General features: G+C 63.3%; 17 protein-coding genes. 9 read left to right on the forward strand and 8 right to left on the reverse strand.

The window, feature by feature from the left end; translation table 11 throughout:
- Positions 1–10: 10 nt before the first annotated feature.
- Positions 11–907: a cation diffusion facilitator family transporter gene (locus GV819_RS15230; RefSeq protein WP_161756872.1), complete on the reverse strand. Its 897-nt coding sequence runs from the start codon at positions 905–907 to the stop codon at positions 11–13.
- Positions 908–1,156: 249 nt separating this feature from the next.
- On the opposite strand from GV819_RS15230, the gene GV819_RS15235 reads away from it, so the two are divergent.
- Complete coding sequence (locus tag GV819_RS15235; RefSeq protein ID WP_161756873.1) at positions 1,157–2,527, forward strand: gluconate:H+ symporter; 1,371 nt, start codon at positions 1,157–1,159, stop codon at positions 2,525–2,527.
- 86 nt (positions 2,528–2,613) lie between these two features.
- Positions 2,614–3,033 carry a lysozyme inhibitor LprI family protein gene (locus tag GV819_RS15240; protein ID WP_161756874.1) on the forward strand — a complete coding sequence of 140 codons (420 nt, stop codon included), beginning with the start codon at positions 2,614–2,616 and terminating at the stop codon, positions 3,031–3,033.
- 75 nt (positions 3,034–3,108) lie between these two features.
- Here GV819_RS15240 and GV819_RS15245 read toward each other — a convergent pair whose 3' ends face one another.
- Both GV819_RS15245 and GV819_RS15250 read right to left on the reverse strand, forming a co-directional pair.
- On the reverse strand, positions 3,109–3,609 hold the full coding sequence (locus GV819_RS15245) for a hypothetical protein (protein WP_161756875.1): 501 nt from the start codon (positions 3,607–3,609) through the stop codon (positions 3,109–3,111).
- Positions 3,610–3,788: 179 nt separating this feature from the next.
- Positions 3,789–5,108, reverse strand: coding sequence for an MFS transporter (locus GV819_RS15250; protein ID WP_161756876.1), 1,320 nt, complete (start codon positions 5,106–5,108; stop codon positions 3,789–3,791).
- Positions 5,109–5,282: 174 nt separating this feature from the next.
- Here GV819_RS15250 and panB point away from each other — a divergent pair, with 174 nt between their 5' ends.
- Positions 5,283–6,110: a 3-methyl-2-oxobutanoate hydroxymethyltransferase gene (panB, locus tag GV819_RS15255; RefSeq protein WP_161756877.1), complete on the forward strand. Its 828-nt coding sequence runs from the start codon at positions 5,283–5,285 to the stop codon at positions 6,108–6,110.
- Here the strand turns inward: panB and GV819_RS15260 are convergent.
- Complete coding sequence (locus GV819_RS15260; protein ID WP_161756878.1) at positions 6,098–7,486, reverse strand: PLP-dependent aminotransferase family protein; 1,389 nt, start codon at positions 7,484–7,486, stop codon at positions 6,098–6,100. The two genes, panB and GV819_RS15260, sit on opposite strands and share 13 nt — an antisense overlap.
- A gap of 4 nt (positions 7,487–7,490) precedes the next feature.
- Entirely contained in the window at positions 7,491–7,724 is a 234-nt protein-coding gene (locus GV819_RS33220) for a helix-hairpin-helix domain-containing protein (protein ID WP_161756879.1), read from the reverse strand.
- A gap of 114 nt (positions 7,725–7,838) precedes the next feature.
- On the opposite strand from GV819_RS33220, the gene GV819_RS15270 reads away from it, so the two are divergent.
- The 5 genes from GV819_RS15270 (at position 7,839) to GV819_RS15290 (ending at position 15,926) form a co-directional block, all read left to right on the forward strand.
- The gene (locus GV819_RS15270; RefSeq protein ID WP_161756880.1) at positions 7,839–9,257 is read left to right on the forward strand and encodes a short-chain fatty acid transporter; all 1,419 of its coding nucleotides are present in this window, start codon (positions 7,839–7,841) and stop codon (positions 9,255–9,257) included.
- A 198-nt stretch (positions 9,258–9,455) separates the two neighbouring features.
- Complete coding sequence (locus GV819_RS15275) at positions 9,456–11,156, forward strand: acid phosphatase (RefSeq protein WP_161756881.1); 1,701 nt, start codon at positions 9,456–9,458, stop codon at positions 11,154–11,156.
- A gap of 163 nt (positions 11,157–11,319) precedes the next feature.
- Positions 11,320–13,017 carry a molecular chaperone HscC gene (locus GV819_RS15280; protein WP_161756882.1) on the forward strand — a complete coding sequence of 566 codons (1,698 nt, stop codon included), beginning with the start codon at positions 11,320–11,322 and terminating at the stop codon, positions 13,015–13,017.
- 11 nt (positions 13,018–13,028) lie between these two features.
- Positions 13,029–14,654 carry a J domain-containing protein gene (locus GV819_RS15285; protein WP_161756883.1) on the forward strand — a complete coding sequence of 542 codons (1,626 nt, stop codon included), beginning with the start codon at positions 13,029–13,031 and terminating at the stop codon, positions 14,652–14,654.
- A 99-nt stretch (positions 14,655–14,753) separates the two neighbouring features.
- The gene (locus GV819_RS15290; RefSeq protein WP_161756884.1) at positions 14,754–15,926 is read left to right on the forward strand and encodes a hypothetical protein; all 1,173 of its coding nucleotides are present in this window, start codon (positions 14,754–14,756) and stop codon (positions 15,924–15,926) included.
- A gap of 130 nt (positions 15,927–16,056) precedes the next feature.
- Here the strand turns inward: GV819_RS15290 and can are convergent, their stop codons facing one another.
- On the reverse strand, positions 16,057–16,701 hold the full coding sequence (gene can / locus GV819_RS15295) for a carbonate dehydratase (RefSeq protein WP_161756885.1): 645 nt from the start codon (positions 16,699–16,701) through the stop codon (positions 16,057–16,059).
- 151 nt (positions 16,702–16,852) lie between these two features.
- On the opposite strand from can, the gene GV819_RS15300 reads away from it, so the two are divergent.
- Positions 16,853–17,185 (forward strand): serine kinase/phosphatase, encoded by a 333-nt coding sequence (locus GV819_RS15300; protein WP_161756886.1) that lies wholly within the window; start codon positions 16,853–16,855, stop codon positions 17,183–17,185.
- Positions 17,186–17,299: 114 nt separating this feature from the next.
- Here the strand turns inward: GV819_RS15300 and rimI are convergent, their stop codons facing one another.
- On the reverse strand, positions 17,300–17,752 hold the full coding sequence (gene rimI / locus GV819_RS15305) for a ribosomal protein S18-alanine N-acetyltransferase (protein WP_161756887.1): 453 nt from the start codon (positions 17,750–17,752) through the stop codon (positions 17,300–17,302).
- 8 nt (positions 17,753–17,760) lie between these two features.
- Positions 17,761–18,549, reverse strand: coding sequence for an energy transducer TonB (locus GV819_RS15310; RefSeq protein WP_161756888.1), 789 nt, complete (start codon positions 18,547–18,549; stop codon positions 17,761–17,763).
- Positions 18,550–18,627 lie beyond the last annotated feature (78 nt).

Consider the following 18,627-nt stretch of genomic DNA (forward strand, 5'->3'; position numbering starts at 1 on the left):
CAGAGCATCATCAGTGCTCAGGCTGCTGTTGATGAAACCCCGCCTGCTCCACCTGCAAGGTGACATGGGCGATGTCGAACTGCTCCTGCAGCAACTCGGTGACCTGCGCCAGGATCGCCTGCTCATCCCGTCCCTCCAACTGGGCCACCAGGTGTGCACTGAGCACGTTCTTGCCGCTGGTCAGGGCCCATATATGCAAGTCATGCACCTCGCTGACCCCAGGTACCTGGCGCATGCCCTGCTCCACCTGATCGATATCGATTCCGTCCGGCACCCCTTGCAGGAGCACGTTCATGCTCTCCTTGAGCAAGGTCCAGGTCCGTGGCAGCACCCAGAAACCAATGGCCGCCGCCGCCACCGAGTCGACCCAGCCCCAGCCGGTATAGATGATCACCACCGCGGCGATGATCACCCCCACCGAACCCAGCATGTCGCTCCAGACTTCCAGGTAGGCCCCCTTGACGTTGAGGCTTTCGCTGCTGCCTGAAGCCAGCAGGCCCATGGAGATCAGGTTGACGATCAACCCCAGCAGCGCAATCACCAGCATGCCCGTGGACTGGATTTCGGCCGGCGCCTGCAAGCGTTGCCAAGCCTCGAACAAGATGTAGAACGCCACCACAAACAGCAGCAGAGCATTGAACGCGGCAGCGAGGATCTCGAAGCGCGCGTAACCGAAGGTGCGCTTGCGATCCGCCGGGCGCTTGGCAATCTGGATCGCCACCAGGGAAATGGCCAACGCCAGGGTGTCGGTCATCATGTGTGCAGCATCTGACAGCAGCGCCAGGCTGCCGGTGACAAAGGCGCCGATGACCTCGGCGATCATAAAGCTGCCAGTCAGCCCCAGGGCCATCCACAACTTGCGTTCATGCCCGGCCCGCACTTGGCCGTGACTGTGTCCTGCCCCCATGGAACATCCTCCTGTGGCTTCAACAAGCGTCGACCTGATGATAGTTCGATTGCCCGTTGTACCTGCGCTGGATGAACGGATTGTCATCGTGCGGTTATCTGGCGGTTATCCATGGCAGCGATATTGTTAGCTGGCTAATCAATGCACCAAAACCGGGCAAAGCCCCTCTGTGGCAGGCATCTCGGCTATCCTCCAGAAAAAGTGAAACAAAAAGTTACAGACAAAAATAGCCGATTGAGGAGTCCCGCCTTGGATGTATCGACTGCCGCCTGGATGATTCACGACACCCGCCTGATTCTCTGTTGCCTGCTGGCCATCGCCACCATCATCGTGCTGATCAGCGCCACCAAACTGCCGCCGTTCCTGTCGATCCTGATCGGCACCTTTATCGCCGGGGTCGGCGCCGGCCTGCCGCCGGAGGACGTGGCCAAGGCCTTCAGCAAGGGCGCCGGGGCGATTCTCGGCGAGGCCGGGATCATCATCGCCCTGGGCTCGATGCTCGGTGCGCTGATGGCCGAGTCCGGCGCCGCCGACCGTATCGCCTCGACCCTGCTGGGCCTGGGCAAGGGAAAATCCCTGCCTTGGGTCATGGCCCTGGTGGCGATGGTCATCGGCCTGCCGCTGTTCTTCGAGGTCGGCCTGGTAATGATGGTGCCGATCATCTTCGTGATGGCTCGCCGCTCGGGCTTGCCCCTGCTGAAAATCGCCATTCCGGCCCTGGCCGGGATGACCACCCTGCATGCGCTGATGCCGCCACACCCGGGCCCGCTGATCGCGGTCAGTGCCCTGCACGCCGATCTCGGCCTGACCATGTTGCTGGGTTTCTGCATCGCCGTGCCGGCGGTGATCCTGGCCGGCCCGCTGTATGGCAACTGGTTGTCCAAACGCATGCACGTGGAGGAACCGGCGGAACTCGGCGCGCTGTTCAGCGCCCCGCCCAAGGCCCCGCGCCAGCCGAGCTTCGGCGTGTCGCTGCTGATCATCCTGTTGCCGGTGCTGCTGATGCTCGGCAGCACCTTGGCCAAGGTGGCCATGAGCCCGGAAAACACCCTGGCCCTGACCCTGAAGTTTCTCGGCGAGCCATTGATTGCCCTGGGCATTGCGGTGATTGCCGCGGTGATCTGCCTCGGCTGGGCCAACGGCATGGCCCGGGACCAGGTGGGCAGTACCTTGCGTAAAAGCCTGGCGCCGATTGCCGTGCTGCTGCTGACCATCGGCGCTGGTGGCGGACTCAAGCAGACCCTGCTGGATGCCGGGGTCAGCCAGACCATCAGCAAGGTGGCCGAGGGTGCGCACCTGCCGTACATCCTCCTGGCCTGGCTGATCGCCGTAGCCCTGCGCCAGGCCACCGGTTCGGCGACAGTTGCCACCACCACGACCGCGGGCATCCTGGCGCCGATGATGGCTGGACTGGCGGCCACCCAAAGCTCCCTGGTGGCCCTGGCCATCGGTGCCGGCTCGGTGTTCTTCTGCCATGTGAACGACGCCGGGTTCTGGATGGTGCGCGAGTATTTCGGCCTGCAGCTCAAGCAGACGCTGTGGGTCTGGTCGGTGCTACAGACCATCGTCTCGCTGGTAGGCCTGGCGGGTACCCTGCTGCTCTGGCACTGGCTGCAATAACTACGCTTGCGCGCAACGCGTCCCCCCTGTTGCATGAGTGATGGCGCTGTAGAATGCCGCTTCATTCTCAGCGCGAAGGGACCGCCATGCACCATCAGCCTTGGATATCCGGCCTTGCCGTTGCCCTGCTGCTGGGGGTCGGCGCAGGCTGGACGCCGGCCCAGGCGGCACCGCTGGACTGCAGCCAGATCAGCGTCAGCGAACAGGTTGATCGCTGCGCCCAGCAGGACAAGGAGCGCGCCGACGACGCCCTGAACCAGCGTTATCAGGCGCTGCTGGAGCGGGTCCACAACCTCTACCCCAGCAGCCTGCTGCAAGAGCAGGAATACCTCGGCAAATTGAAGAACGCCCAACGCGCCTGGATCAAATACCGCGACAGCACCTGCGTGCTGGAGGCCTTTGAAGTGGAACCGGGCAAGCCGGCCCACGTCACCCTGATCAATCTCTGCGTGACCCGCCTGAGCAATGAGCGCACCCACTATCTGGACCAACTGCTCGCCCAATAACCATGCCCACCGCGCATGCCGGCCCAGGCTTGCCAGCGTAGGCATCATCGGCGCCCAGCCAAGACTCACGGGCGGCTACGGCTGGCGCGACTTCAGGGCCTGGAGCAGTAGGCAGGCAAGGCTGGTGAACCAGGCAAAACACAACATGCCCAGGGCGGACTCGCGCTGGCGCAGGCGTTCCTGGCATTGATCGGCTCTGGAACACTGGGCACGACACCACTCCTGGTCGTCGTGCAGGCAACTGAGCAAATAGCCCCGCAGGTGACTGAGCGCAAGGACCTGTCCGGAGAGCTGTGAAAGCGGCACCTTGAGTTGAGTGAAATCTCGATTCAGGCGCAAACGCTGGCGTTCACCACTGTCGATCTCCTCGATCAGCAGCGCCCCCGCCTCCACTGCCACCACACGGGCCATGAGGCCGTCGGGGCTGGCACCTTCCAGACCATAGTCCTGCAGATTGCAGGTCCAGGCCTCGATCAGGGCAAACGCCAGCCCCAGCACAAAGCTCACCAGAGCTACTTGCAACAGCGGCGCCAGGGTGGAGAAATTTCGCAAGGAACACAGCGTCGAACGAATCAAGACAGCTCCCGGAAACCCATGCGCAGGCCGCGCATTCCGGGAGATTAGCGGGAAAAACCCGCGGGGCTGAAGGTGAATCTTCAGCCCGATTCCAGCCTGGATTCAGGCGTGGTGTAGCGAAGGCTCTAGCTCGCTGTTTGGCTCAATCACTAGCCGCTGAAAAAAGTTCACCAGGCCAATCAGCGACACCAATCTCCTTGCGCCGAGGCTTGCCGCTCCTCGCCCACGCGCCCGCCAAAGTAGGCGGCACTGGCCACCCCGACCGCCCCCATCACCGCGCAGTAGATCACGCAGATCCAAGGGCTCCAGGGCATCAGGGCAATCAACAGCAACGGAGTGGTACTGGCCCAGAGGGCATAGGCAATGTTGTACGTGAAGGAAATCCCGGAGACTCGAATTCGTGCCGGGAACAGGCTGACCATCACTGAAGGCACCGCCCCCACCACGCCGCAACTCAGGCCGGCAATGGCATAGGCCAGGCCGATCCAGTCACCGCCGCTGATCAGGCAGCCATAGAGCACGGCGATTCCCAGGGGCAGCAGCAGGCTGTAGAGCATCACTGTGCGCCAGGCGCCGAGGCGGTCGACGATCAGACCCGCCAGCACGCAGCCGAGGTTGAGGAAGACGATGCCCAGGCTGCTCAGGGCAAAGGTGTGGCTGGCGCTCATGCCGAAGCTTTTCTGCATCATGGTCGGGGTGATGACCACGAACACCACCACCGCCGAGGTCAGCACACAGGTGAGGATCAGTGCCGGCAGGATCGCCAGCCGGTGCTCGCGCAATACGGTGCGCAGGGGCAACTCGCCCGCCGCATCGCTCTGGTTCTGCAGCGCTACGAACACCGGGGTTTCGCTCAACCAGCGGCGCAGCCAGACCCCGATCACGCCAAACACTCCGCCCAGCAGGAAGGGATAACGCCAGGCGTAATCGAGGATTTCCTCGGGGCTGAACACCCGCGCCAGCAACGTCGCGGTCAGGGCACCCAGCAGGTAGCCGAAGGTCAGCCCGGCCTGGAGAAAGCCTAGGGCGTAGCCGCGATGGGCGCGTGGCGAATGCTCGGCGACAAACACCCAGGCACTGGGCACCTCACCGCCCACGGCGGCACCTTGCAGCACCCGCAGGACGAGCAACAGCAAGGGCGCGAAGTAACCGATCTGGGCGTAGGTGGGCATGATGCCGATCAGCAGACAGGGCAGCGCCATCATCAGGATGCTCAGGCTGAAGACCTTCTTGCGCCCCAGCCGGTCGGCGAAGTGCGCCATCAGAATCCCGCCCAGAGGCCGGGCCAGGTAGCCGGTAACAAAGATCCCGAAGCTTTGCAGCAGGCGCAGCCATTCGGGCATTTCCGGGGGGAAGAACAGCTGGCTCAGGGTCAGGGCGAAAAATACGAAGATAATGAAGTCGTAGATTTCCAGGGCTCCGCCCAGGGCGGCCAGGCCCAGGGTCTTGTAGTCGGAGCGGGAAAACCGCGCCGGCGACGCTGCAGTGGAGGGGGTCATAAGGCAACTCAATGGCGGCACAAAGCAAAGGCGCCATGGTCTACGCAAACGTTCCGGGGAACAACCCACCCATTGCCCTGGGTCGGTTTTCTGCGCTTTCCTGTGCATTGAATGCCCCGGCGCCAGGCCAATAATCAGGCACTTTCCAACCCCTGCAAAACCAGGAAAGTCGTCATGAGCATACATACCCGCACCCGCCGCCTGAGCGTCCCGCAACTGGTGGCCATGAAGGGCCGGCAGAAAATCGTCTCCCTTACCGCCTACACCAGCCATATGGCGCGACTGATGGACCCCTTCGTCGACTTCATCCTGATCGGCGACTCCACCGCCATGGTCGGCTACGGGCGTACCTCGACCCTGGACATGAACCTTGCCGAAATCATCGCCCACACTCGTGCCGTGGTGGCCGGCAGCCGGCTGGCTTGCGTGATCGCCGACATGCCCTTCGGCAGTTACCAGGAATCGCCGCAACAGGCCTACCGCAATTGCGCCGAGGTCATGGCGCGCACCGGGTGTGATGCGCTCAAGCTGGAAGGTAGCAAGGCCCTGGCACCGACTGTGGAATTCCTGGTGCAGCGGGGGATTCCGGTCATGGCGCACATCGGCCTGATGCCGCAGTACGTCAACCAGATGGGTGGTTTCAAGGCCCAGGGACTCGATGGCGAGGCGGCCCGCAAGATCGAAGAGGATGCCCGCGCCCACCTCGATGCAGGGGCCTTCAGCCTGGTGCTGGAAGGGGTCGCGGAAAACCTCGCGCGCCGGATCAGCGAATTCTCGCCGATGCCCACCATCGGCATCGGTGCCTCCCCAGCTTGTGACGGCCAGGTGTTGGTGACCGAGGACCTGCTGGGGCTGGGCGGGCCTCAGGTGCCGCGCTTCGTCAAACAGTACGCCGATGCCGGGGCCCTGATCAGCCAGGCCTGCGAGCACTTTGCGGCGGAGGTTCGGGACGGCGTGTTCCCAGAGCTGAAGCATTGCTACGGGGTGGTTCAGGACGCCTGAGCCACTGCCTGGGCCAACTGGCGCAAGGCGGCAGCAATGTCCTTGCTCCAGTCCAGGGTGTAGCTCAGGCGCAGGTGGTGCTGCCACAGCCCTTGTTGACTGAAGATCGCTCCCGGGGCAATCACGATGCCCTGGGCCAGCAGTTGCTCATACACCCGCGCCATCGCCACCGGCCGCCGCGCCTCAACCCACAAGGTTGCGCCACCCGCCGGGAGCGAGGCATGCAATTGTGCCCCCGCCTGTTCATCCAGCAGCCGGTGCAACTGGCCCATGCGCTGCTGCAGCATCCCCCGCAGCTTCAGCAGGTGCTGGTCGATCCGTCCGGAACTGAACAGGCGGGCCACGGCTTTCTGGCGGATCGGCGAAAGACGGAAAGAGCGTTCGAGAAACTGCCGCTGCAGCTGCGGTCCCAGGCTGCGGCTCAGTACGTAGCTGAAGGGCGCTTCGGCACCAATGACCTTGTCCAGGCAGGCAAACACCAGCAGGCGCTCGGGATCGGCGAAATCCCGATAACGCGCAGCATCGGGCACGAAGCTGAATGGGCCATAGCTGTCGTTCTCCAGCAACCAGACCCCACGCTCGGTGAACCATTGGCACAGCTGTTGTTTGTCGGCAGCGGGCATCAGGCTGCCGTGGGGAATGTTCACCGTTGAGGACAGCACTGCCACACGCACCGGCTGCTGTCTGAGCAGGTCCTGCAGCTGTTGCAGATCGAAGCGTCCAGCGGCATTCAGCGGCAGCTCGATGATCCGCAGGCGCGCCGCCCGCAACTGGCGCAGGACCGCCCAGGAACAGGGGGACTCCACCAACGCCACGTTGCCGGCCAGATCCAGGGCCTGCAGCGACACCTCCAGCACACTGCGCAGATCGGCCCCCAGGTACACCTGGTCGGCTTGCCAGTAGTCGCAAGTGGAGCGGGTGTAACGCCGGGCCAGCTCACTGCGCAGCTCCTGCTCGCCCAGGGGCTGGTACAGCGGCGCCTGGTTGCGCGGGTACTGGCGAGCCAGTTCGCGCTCGGTCATCAGCAACGGATGCTCCAGCGACAGCAGCATCGCCGGCGCGTCGCTGCACAGTGCCAGGCGCCCCGGTTGGCGGGCCTGGGCATAGAGATTGTCGAGCAGCGCAGGGCCGGTCTCGGTCAAGGGGGCAGGCCCCCTCACCCGAGTGAAATAGCCCTGGCGCGGGCGTGAGCAGATGCGCCCCTCATCTTCCAACAGGGCATAAGCGTATTTGGTGGTGGACAGGGAAACCTTCAGGCGCTGCGCCAACTCACGCAATGACGGCAGGCGCTGCTCCTGATCGCTGGCAACACTGTCGAGCCACTGCAACAGGTAGCGATACACCACCTGATAGGCAAAGGGCTGCTCGCGGCTCACGACTTCAGTTGCCCTTGGCCATGGCGATCGCGGCCTGGATCGCGGCGCGGGCCTGGGGGCTGTTTTTCCAGCAGCTGGAACCCACCAGGGCCGACGCCTGGGTAACGATGTCCAGGGCGTCGGCAGCGGCCAGTTGCGCCAGGGAAATGATCCCCAGCTGTTCCAGGCGCCCCACCACCGTGGGCCCGACACCCTTGACCTTGAGCAGTGCGGCGCGTTCATCAGGGGAAAATGACATGTGCGTTCAGTCCTTTGCAGTCCGTGGCAATTGCCGCATTCTTGCACAGTTCTCGGCCGCCTCTGCCTGGGGCGGCCGACCGCCTTATAAACATAAGAAAGACGAGGTATCTACGTGGCCGCTGAAATTCAAGATAGCCGCTCCGCCCGCTTCGCCCTGCGCTGCTCGAACTGGGCCGAACGCTGGTTTCCCGACTCCTGGGTGTTCGCCGCACTGGCGGTGATCATCGTTACCCTGGCCACCCTGGCCATGGGCGCCAAGCCCACCGAGGCCGCGATGGCTTTCGGTGACGGTTTCTGGAGCCTGATCCCCTTCACCATGCAGATGGCCTTCGTGGTCATCGGCGGGTATGTGGTGGCCAGTTCGCCGCCGGCGGTGAAGCTGATCGACAAACTGGCGCGCATCCCCAAGAACGGCCGCTCTGCGGTGGCCTGGGTCGCGCTGATTTCCATGGTTGCGTCCTTGCTCAACTGGGGCCTGTCGCTGGTGTTCGGCGGCCTGCTGGTTCGAGCCCTGGCACGGCGCACCGAGCTGCGCATGGACTACCGCGCTGCCGGTGCCGCCGCCTACCTGGGCCTCGGCGCTGTCTGGGCGTTGGGCCTGTCGTCTTCTGCCGCACAGCTGCAAGCCAACCCCGGCAGCCTGCCGCCGTCGATCCTGGCCATCACCGGGGTAATTCCCTTCACCCAGACCATCTTTCTCTGGCAATCGGGGGTACTGCTGCTGGCCCTGATCATCGTCTCGCTGATCGTCGCCTACGCCACCGCTCCCGGCCCCAACAGCGCCCGTGATGCACAAGCCTGTGGCGTTGACCCGAGTTTCAGCATGCCCAAACCGCAGCCCCGTACCCGCCCCGGCGAGTGGTTGGAATACAGCCCGCTGTTGACCATTCTCCTGGCGCTGCTGGCCGCCGGCTGGCTGTATCACGAGTTCGCCACCAAGCCGGCGATTACCGCGATCTCCGGGCTCAACACCTACAACTTCCTGTTCCTGATGACCGGTGCCCTGCTGCACTGGCGCCCGCGCAGTTTCCTCGATGCCGTGGCCCGGGCGGTGCCCACCACCACCGGGGTGCTGATCCAGTTCCCGCTGTATGGCTCGATTGCCGCGCTGATGACCGTGGTCAAGGGTGTGGATGGCCAGACCCTGGCCCACCACATCTCGACCTTCTTCGTGCAGATCGCCTCCCACGACACCTACGCGCTGCTGATGGGGCTGTACTCGGCGGTGCTGGGGTTCTTCATTCCATCAGGCGGCGGCAAGTGGATCATCGAGGCGCCCTATGTGATGCAGGTGGCCAATGACCTGCAATACCACCTGGGCTGGGCGGTGCAGATCTACAACGCTGCCGAGGCCCTGCCGAACCTGATCAACCCCTTCTACATGTTGCCGCTGCTAGGGGTGCTGGGCTTGAAGGCCCGGGACCTGATCGGCTTCTCCTTCGTCCAGTTGCTGGTGCACACGCCCTTGGTGCTGGTGTTGCTCTGGGCCTTGGGCACTACCCTGGCGTACCTGCCCCCGATCATCCCCTGACGGTGGCTCCACAGGCCCGCTCCAGCAGACAAGCGCGGGCCTGTGGATAAGTGATTTCCAACAAGGTTTCCAGAAATTTCCGAGCCCATTGCAGTGGACTCCCGAAGCATTCATGTAGTCTTTGCGTCATATTCGGTTGCTACCGTGCGACCGAAATACTTTGTAACGAATCCTCAGAGAGACGAGCAAGGAACCGCCATGAGTGACGATACCGACCTGCGCGACACCCCCGAATCCACCACCGACCAGCCCACCGATACCAGCCGCCGCCGCTTCCTAGGCGGCGTTGCCGTTCTGGGGGTCGGTGCCACCCTGAGCGCCTGTGGCCAGGCCGGTGAGCCTGGAGGCAAACCGGATGAGCGTCCGCTGTCCCCGACTGAGCTGGACAAGGCGCTGCAAGACCAAGTGAAGAACGTTGTGGTGATTTTCGCCGAGAACCGCAGCTTCAATAACCTCTTCGCCAACTTCCCCGGGGTGGAAAAACCGCTCTCGGCCCTCCCGTCCGAAGCGTCCCAGCAACGCGACCGCGACGGCAGCCTGCTGCCAAAACTGCCGCCCATCTGGGGCGGTATTCTTCAGGTCGGGCCGCAAACCCTGGACGGCGTCACCTACCCGGTGGAAACCCAGTTCCAGGAAAACTTGCCCAACGCGCCGTTCGCCCTCAAGGGCCCCAGCGGCGAAGACCTGCCTCTGGGCCTGGTGACTCGCGATCTGTGGCACGTGTTCTACCAGAACCAGATGCAGATCAACGGCGGCAAGAACGATGGTTTCGTGGCCTGGGCCGATTCTGGCGCCCTGACCATGGGCCATTACGCCCAGACCCGTTATTCCTTGCGCCTGTGGGATGTGGCCCGGGAGTTCGTGCTCTGCGACAACTTCTTCCAGGGAGCCTTTGGTGGCTCGTTCCTCAACCACCAATACCTGATCAGCGCCAAGGTGCCGTTCTACCCGGATGCCGCCAACTCGGTGGCCAAGTCGCAGATCGCCTCCTTGCAAGGCGACGACCCCAAGGGCACGCGCCTCAAGCCTCTGGAAAAATCCCCGGCCAGTGCCATGGACGGGGCACCGCAGTTCGGTCCCAGCGCCCTGACCCCGGACGGCTACGCGGTCAATACCATGGCCCCGCCCTACTGGCCGACCTGGATCCGCGACCCGGAGCGCCCGGACTACGCCAAGCCCGACCTGCCCAGCGTGCTGGTGCCACAAACCCACGAACACATCGGCGACAAGCTGTCGAAGAAGAACGTCGACTGGGCCTGGTACGGCGGTGCCTGGCAGGCGACCCTGGAGCAGTTCAAGGACTCCGGTGGCATTCCGAAGATCCCCAACTTCCAGTACCACCACCAACCGTTCAACTACTTCGTGCGCCAGGGCCCGGAAAACCCGGCGGAACGTGCCAAGCGCCTGCGTGACGGCGGCCTGGGGGACGAAGCGGCGACCAACAAGTTCTTCGCTGACGCCGAGGCCGGCAAGCTACCCGCGGTGACCTTCTACAAACCCCAGGGCAACCTCAACCTGCACGCCGGCTACGCCGATATAGCCGCCGGTGACCGGCACATTGACCGGGCGCTGAAAGTGCTGCGCGAGAGCCCGCAATGGAAAAACATGGTGGTGATCGTCACCGTCGACGAGAACGGCGGCTGGTGGGATCACGTGGCGCCGCCCCAGGGTGATCGCTGGGGCCCCGGCACGCGGATTCCAGCGCTGGTGGTGTCGCCGTTCGCGCGCAAGGGCACGGTGGATCACACCGTGTACGACACCGCTTCGATCCTGCGGCTGATTACCCGGGTGTTCCAACTGGAGACCCTGGACGGCATCAAGGAACGTGACGCCTCGATGATCGCGCGGGGCCAGAAACCCATGGGCGACCTGACCAACGCCCTGCACTTCAACGCCTGATCCAATCTGGCCGGGGGCCATCCCCCGGCCTCCTGCCGCCCTCCTCCGACACCAGTAGTAGCCATGTGACATCATGCGCTTTACCCATTCCCCCTCCGGGTAATATCCTGCTCCCCACTTATCTGTTTCATCTGTTTTCCGATTGGAAAGGGAGTTCGTTGTCATGATCGTGGGTATCGACCTGGGGACCACCAACAGCCTGGTTGCCGTCTGGCGCGACACCTCGAGCGAGCTGGTGCCCAATGCCCTGGGTCAGTTCCTCACTCCCAGCGTGGTGGGCCTGGACGAACAAGGCCGGGTCCTGGTGGGGCAGGCGGCCAAGGAGCGTTTGCACACCCACCCGCAACTGACCACCGCGCTGTTCAAGCGCTACATGGGCAGTGCCACCGAGGTGCGCCTGGGGGACCGTTCGTTTCGCCCGGAAGAACTCTCGGCCATGGTGCTCAAGAGCCTCAAGGAAGATGTTGAACGCGCCTATGGCGAACCGGTGGAAGAAGCCGTCATCAGTGTGCCGGCCTACTTCAGCGATGCCCAACGCAAGGCCACGCGGATCGCTGGCGAACTGGCGGGCCTCAAGGTGGAAAAGCTGATCAACGAACCCACCGCTGCAGCCCTGGCCTACGGCCTGCACCAGCGGGACAAGGAAACCTCGTTCCTGGTCTTCGACCTGGGCGGTGGCACCTTCGACGTGTCGATCCTGGAATTGTTCGACGGGGTCATGGAAGTTCGCGCCAGTGCCGGCGATAACTTCCTCGGCGGCGAGGATTTCGACAGCCTGCTGCTGGAGTATTTCATTGAACAGCAGGCCCAGGCCCCGGACTTTCCCGAACCCCGCAGCGTGCTCCAGGCCCTGCGCCGTGAAGCCGAGCGAGTGCGGCGCGCCCTGGGCCAGGACAGCAGCGCCGAATTCAGCCTGCGGGTCGACGGGCGGCAATGGACCCAGAGCATTACCCAGGCGCAACTGGCCACGCTCTATACGCCGTTGCTGGAGCGCCTGCGGGCTCCCATCGAACGGGCCCTGCGCGATGCGCGGATCCGCGTCAGTGACCTGGATGAAATCCTCCTGGTGGGGGGCGCCACCCGCATGCCCCTGGTGCGCAAGCTGGCGGCCGGGCTGTTCGGGCGCTTTCCTTCCATCAGCCTCGACCCCGACCAGGTCGTGGCCCAGGGCGCGGCAGTCCAGGCCGCCCTCAAGGCACGCTGCGCGGCTCTGGAAGAAGTGGTGCTGACTGACGTCTGCTCCTACACCCTGGGAATCGAAACCTCCCAGCAATACGGCAACCAGATTGAAGGTGGGCATTACCTGCCAATCATCGAACGCAACAGCGTGGTGCCGGTGAGTCGGGTCAAGACCGTACAGACCCTGCATGACAATCAGGAACTGGTGCTGCTGAAGATCTTCCAGGGCGAGAGCCGCCTGGTGCGCGACAACGTCGCCCTGGGCCAACTGGAGATGAAGGTACCCAAGCGCCCGGCCGGCGAAGTGTCGCTGGACGTACGCTTCACCTACGACATCAACGGCCTGCTGGAAGCCCAGGTGAACATTCCCCTGACTGGCGAAAGCCGTTCCCTGGTGATCGAGAACAACCCCGGGGTGCTGACCCCGGAGGAAATCCAGGAACGCCTCAAGGCCCTCGAGCAACTGAAGATTCACCCTCGGGACCAGCAGGTCAACACCCTGCTCAGCGCCCGCCTGGAGCGTCTTTATCAGGAGAGCTTGGGGGAGATGCGCGAACAGGTCGGCCATTGGGCCGGGCAATTCCAGCTAGTGCTGGAGACCCAGGACGAACGGCAGATCCGCGAGGTGCGTAGCCAGCTCACTGAACAACTGCAACGCCTGGAAAATGGCCACTGGCACTGAGGAGCCGCAACATGGATTGCTGGACCCTGCTGGAGCTGCCTGCGGATGCCGACGCGCGCAGTATCAAGCGCAGCTACGCAAAACTGCTGAAAAGCACCCGTCCCGAAGCTGATGCCGAGGGATTCCAGCGGCTCCGTGCGGCCTATGAGAAGGCCCTGCAGCTGGCTCGCCAGCGCCTGGATAACCGCGCTGAAGAACGCCGCGACCACAGGTCGGCTACGCCCACCTCAGTGACGGCCTTGGTGCACGCCGAGCATGACAACCTGCATGAGTGGGCGCAGTTGCTGGAAATACACCCACAGGAACCGACGAGACCGAACATCGACGCTGCGGCGCACCGCTTGCTGCTTGGCCTGACCCTGCACAATCTGCCGCAACGCTGGCAACAGGCACAGCAACTGGACTGTGCGCAGAGCTTCGAGGCCGGGCTGCTGCTGCACTGCCTCGAACGATCGGAGGCACACACGGCCATCACCCTATGGGCCGTGGAACACCTGGAGTGGTTGACCCCCTGGCAGAACGTGGCGATGAGCCCCTGGCAGCAAGAGGCGCTGGCGGCAAGGCTACTGCAGCAATACCAGCAAACCCTGCAGCAGCTCATGGCGGCACAAGAGGAACAGGCGTTTATCCAGCAGCTCAGCGCTTGCACCGAGCAGCCCTGGCTGCAGGAGTTCGACCGCCGCCAGGAGTGGCAACGCATTGTGCTGCAACTGCTCAAGGACAACCCATGGAGCCTGTTGCTGCTGGAGCAGGTATGCCAGCTGTTCCAGTGGAGCGACAAAAGCGGCGTGCACCCAGAGCCGACCCAGGACTGGGAAGCACTGATGGAGCGCCGCCAGCAGGAAAACTTTTATCGGATCCAACAACTCAAGAGCGAAGACAAGCGGACCTCGGAACCCGACATTCTGGCCGCTCACCTGTTGCTCAAGCCTATGACCGCCCGGCAGCAGCAAAGCCTCCTGCGGGGTTCCGGACAACGCGACTGGCAGGCCTGCCACCAGCTCGCGGACATCTTGACCTGGCGCTATCCACAACTGATCGAGCGCCTGCCCCAGAGAGACCTGTATTTCTGGTTGCGCTACCTGCGCCGCCCGGTCGCCGCGCAATCCTGGGTCAGACTCTGGGCCGGCACGTCACTGGCATTGGGCCTGAATCTGCTGCAGCAGAATCATTACTCGCCAGGCTTCAGCATCATCACCGCGTCGTTGCTGGGCTGGGTTCCGGTGTGGATTGGAATCCTGCTCATGAGCCAGTGGATACCGCTGGCCACCCGCGTGATCAGCCAGGATCTGTGGCTGAGTGAACGCCTGATCCCTCGACGCCTCGACCCGACCGGCAAATGGCTGGTCCTGCGCCACGGTCTCCCGCAGTTGGTGATACTGGCCATGTTCGGTGCACTGCAAGGCGCGCTGGGCATGTTGACCTACCTGGGGATGGTCCTGCTCAACCTGCTGGAGCACAAACGACTGGGACGCATAGACCAGCAGTTGAGTGCCAGCTATCCATGGCTGACTGCGCTGCATTGGGCACACTGGAGCCCGTTGCAGGCCATCTTCCTGCCCCTGATGCTGGCGATCACGGTGTTTTGCCAGCTGTACTATCCTGGCTTTCCGCTGACCACTCTGAAACCGTCCTGAACGGTTGGCGCCTGCAACAAGGGCCTTTTCACGTTCCCTACTGCAGGCCTGAGCCGGAATGTCTTGCCCCTCGGGGCTCACGCTGAAAAGGATCTGAGCATGTTCAAATTCGCAGGACTGACCCTCGCCCTGGCCGCCGCGTCGCTAAGCGCCACCGTCATGGCCGATGTCGAGGTCAATCTGGGCAGCCCCCAGCGCGTCACCCAGCTGTTTGCCTACCCCAACAACTGCAACGTCATCTGCTTTCGCAACTGGACCCTGGAACAGACCGTGGAGCACTACCTGACCCAGAGCGTACAGCGCGACGGCTACAGTGCCGCCAAGGTCAGCGTCAAGACCGCGGGTGACCAGGTCGTGGCCTCCATCAGTGGCGTACCCGATGGCTACGACAAGCCCTTGAGCGCACTGCTGGATGCCGGCGACCTGGCCTACAGCGGCGCCAGCCAGCTCAATACCGATGGCAAATGGGCCTACAACTGGTACCTGTTCCTGCCCCTGGGCATGGCCCTGGAAAACCGCAAGAGCATCGAGCTGCTGCACTTTCCGCCGGACTACTCGCTGACCCAGGCCCAGGATTACCTGGAATCGGCCACCACCGACCGCTGGGCCACCTTGCTCACCGCCAATGGCATCGCCGTCGATCAAACCCCGGCCTACCAGACCATTGTCGACATCGCACCGATTGCCGCGCCATCCAATGCTGGCAAGGACCTGGAAGGTGTCTACAGCTACTTCAACAGCTACCAGACCACCATGGTCAAACAAGTCAGCCAGAACGCCAGTGGCGCGCCCCTGCCCATGGTGGCCTTTGGCGCGCCAGTGCGCAGCTGGCTCAAGCAGCAATATGGGGTCACGGTGAATGTACTGGGCCTGGCACAGATCAGCCCGAGCGAAGGAGTGAACGTGCCGGTACTGGGTTCCAACCACCCAAGCTACATCTGGTACGCGGCTGACCCGGCAAACTATGACAATGATCAAGCCAAGGCCGATGCCGCAGGCCTGAAAGTCATGGGCCAGGATTTAAGTGCTGCCTGCTGGCAGGCGGGGATGGGCAGCAAGCCGCAAAGCGATCCGAGCACGCTGCTCAGCAGTTGCACCCAGACCTGGCAGGTAACGCAAAAAGTGCAGACCTGCGAGCTGTTCTACACCTCGGTGCGCAAGCTGACCGAGCAACAGGCCGCGGCCCAATGCACCAGCACGCCGGTCAAGACTCAGCTCAACCAGCTCAAGGCTCCAGCACCGGCGCCAAGCACCGAGGTGCCACACCTCTAAGTGCTCCGCTGAAACACCTGTAGCCGCTACCGCAGGCTTGGGCCGCATTCGGGCGAAGGCTCGAAGAGCCTTCCCGGGCGCTCAGGAGCGGGTCTCCTGCGCAACGTGGCTACAGTGTTTCAGCGGCGCTTCAGACAGCGCCAACCGGGCGCAGGCGATACTGCGGCGGCAGTTGCTCAAAGCCACTGATGGTGGCGTTCAAGCTTTTCCAGCGACCGTCCTTGATCCCGTAGATGCAGCCATGGATCGACAGGCTCTGCCCACGATGCCAGGCGTTCTGCACGATGCTGGTATGGCCGACGTTGGCCACTTGCTGGATCACGTTCAACTCGCAGAGACGGTCGACCCGCTCTTCTTCGCTGGGCAGTTGCCCCAGCGCTTCACGGTGCTCGTAGTACAGGTCGCGGATCGAGCGCAGCCAGCCGTCGATCAGGCCCAGCTGGCGATCCTGCATCGAAGCGCGCACGCCGCCACAGCCGTAGTGGCCGGTCACCAGGATGTGTTTGACCTTGAGCACATCCACGGCGTACTGGATCACCGACAGGCAATTGAGGTCGGTGTGCAACACCACGTTGGCCACGTTGCGGTGTACGAACAGGTCGCCCGGCAACATGCCGACGATCTCGTTGGCCGGCACCCGGGCGTCCGAGCAGCCGATCCACAGGTATTCCGGCGTCTGCTGGCGAGCCAGCTTGGAGAAGAAGTCCGGGTCTTCCTGCTTGATCGCTTCGGCCCAACGCTCGTTGTTATCAATCAGATCTTGTAGTTCGTTCATGCTGTGAAGCCTCAAGAATGATGCGCTGCTTTGACAGACGACCGTCGGTTGGGGTCACGCGTGTTGCTGCAGATACCGGCCATCCCTTGCGGGGAATCTTCCGGGCGGCCATGGGTCCACCGTTCAAGCCCCTGAAGTATGAGCATTCGCCATGACCGAATCACGACGTCCCTACGCAGCTCCCCAACCCAAACCCATCGACGACGATCAGGACCGCATGGGCTCCATCGAGGAGCTGCACTTCGATGACGATGAACCCGGCGCCGGGAGCGACGCCACACTGAACGATGACGATTTCAGTGATGACGACCTGGACCCGGAAACCCTGATCCGCGAAGACGGCGCCCGCTCAGCCCGTGAAACCGGAGCCGATAAACCGGCCGACTGGGATCTGAGTATTGTCGATGGCGCGGATATTGGTGGCGGCGCTGGTCTGGATGAAGCCGAACTGGCCCGCAGCGATCCGCTGGACGGCAAACCCTGACCCTGCAAGAGCCGGTCTGCCGGCGAACCAGATGGCACATGCCAGCCGGTATTGCGCAGCTACCTTCGCTGGCAAGCCAGCGCCTGCAGCCAGCGCCAGTATCGATTACAAGGTTCAATCAACCAGGGTGCAGGCCATGACCAGGGCGTCTTCACGACCGCCCACCGCTGGATAATAGTCGCGGCGGCGCCCGACTTCGTTGAAACCGTAACGCTCATACAGCCGATAAGCACTCTGGTTGCTGGAGCGCACTTCCAGGAAGCACTCGCGTGCATCCTTCTGGTAGGCACGCTTCATCAGCTCTTCCAGCAACCGCAGGCCCAGGCCTCGGCCCTGGCTTTCCGGCTTGACGGTGATGTTCAGCAAATGAGCCTCGTCGATGATCACCTGGATCACTCCATGGCCGACTTGCTGGCTGCCCTCGAACATCAGCCAGACTTCGTAGGACTTGAAGGCATCGATGAAAATGCCTCGGGTCCAGGGATGGCTGAACGCCGCGTATTCGACTTTAAGGATGGCATCCAGGTCCGCCTCGGTGGCCAGGCGGAAGGTCAAGGTGTCACTCATTGGTACTTTTACTCATCAGTGCTTTTCCAGCGCGCCATCAGCCGACGCATGGCTTGCCAGACATCAGCCTTACGCTGTGGCTCTTCCATTAATAGTTCCAGCCCCGGCAATGCCCAGGCCGAACCCAGGCCTTCGACCTGGAGTTCACGGTTGTAGGATTCAGCATCGGCCTCACCAGCGAAACGTACCGCCGGCAGGCCGATCAGCCACAGGCAGACACAAGGCTCGTCCTCGATCCGCACACCGACAAACGCCTGGACGAAGTCCCGGGCCGCTTCGGGGCCCTGGTCCAGGTTGCCCCGGGTCAGCATCGGCCAGCGCACCGGCTCGGCGAGGATCTGCGGGCTGTCTGGCAGGCCGGCGGCGCGCAGCATGTCCTTGAGCAGCAGGTAGGCCGGGTCGCGGCTCTGGAAGGCTTCGCCTGTGGGTAACTCCACCAGCAGCAGGCAACGACCGGCCCGCAATAGTTGCAGGGAAAAACGCGGCGGAGGCACTACCGGGGCCTTGACCACCGGCGCCGGGGCTTCTTCGGCATCGGCCACGGGTTTACTGGCGAGGCGCGAGGACGCGGCAGACGGGCGCGGCACTTCGATTTTCGGCCGTTCGGTCGACCTGGCCGCAGGCGCCGCCGGGGCTTTTACTTCGGCCACAGGCGCAGGAAGCGCCTCCAGCACCGGCTCGGGCAGGGCCAGCAACTCGGGGCGCGAGGGTGCGGCAAAGGGCAATTCGCTGCGCGGCAACCAACTGACCACCTGCATGGCGGATAGATAAGCGCGACGACGGGACTCGATAAGCAAAGGTCGGCCACTTGTGGATAACTGAGGTGGGGGATTCTACCGTCCTTCGCCGAAGATCGCCCGCTGTTGATTGCGCGC

Source organism: Pseudomonas sp. Fl5BN2, assembly GCF_009908205.1.
Taxonomy (GTDB): domain Bacteria; phylum Pseudomonadota; class Gammaproteobacteria; order Pseudomonadales; family Pseudomonadaceae; genus Aquipseudomonas.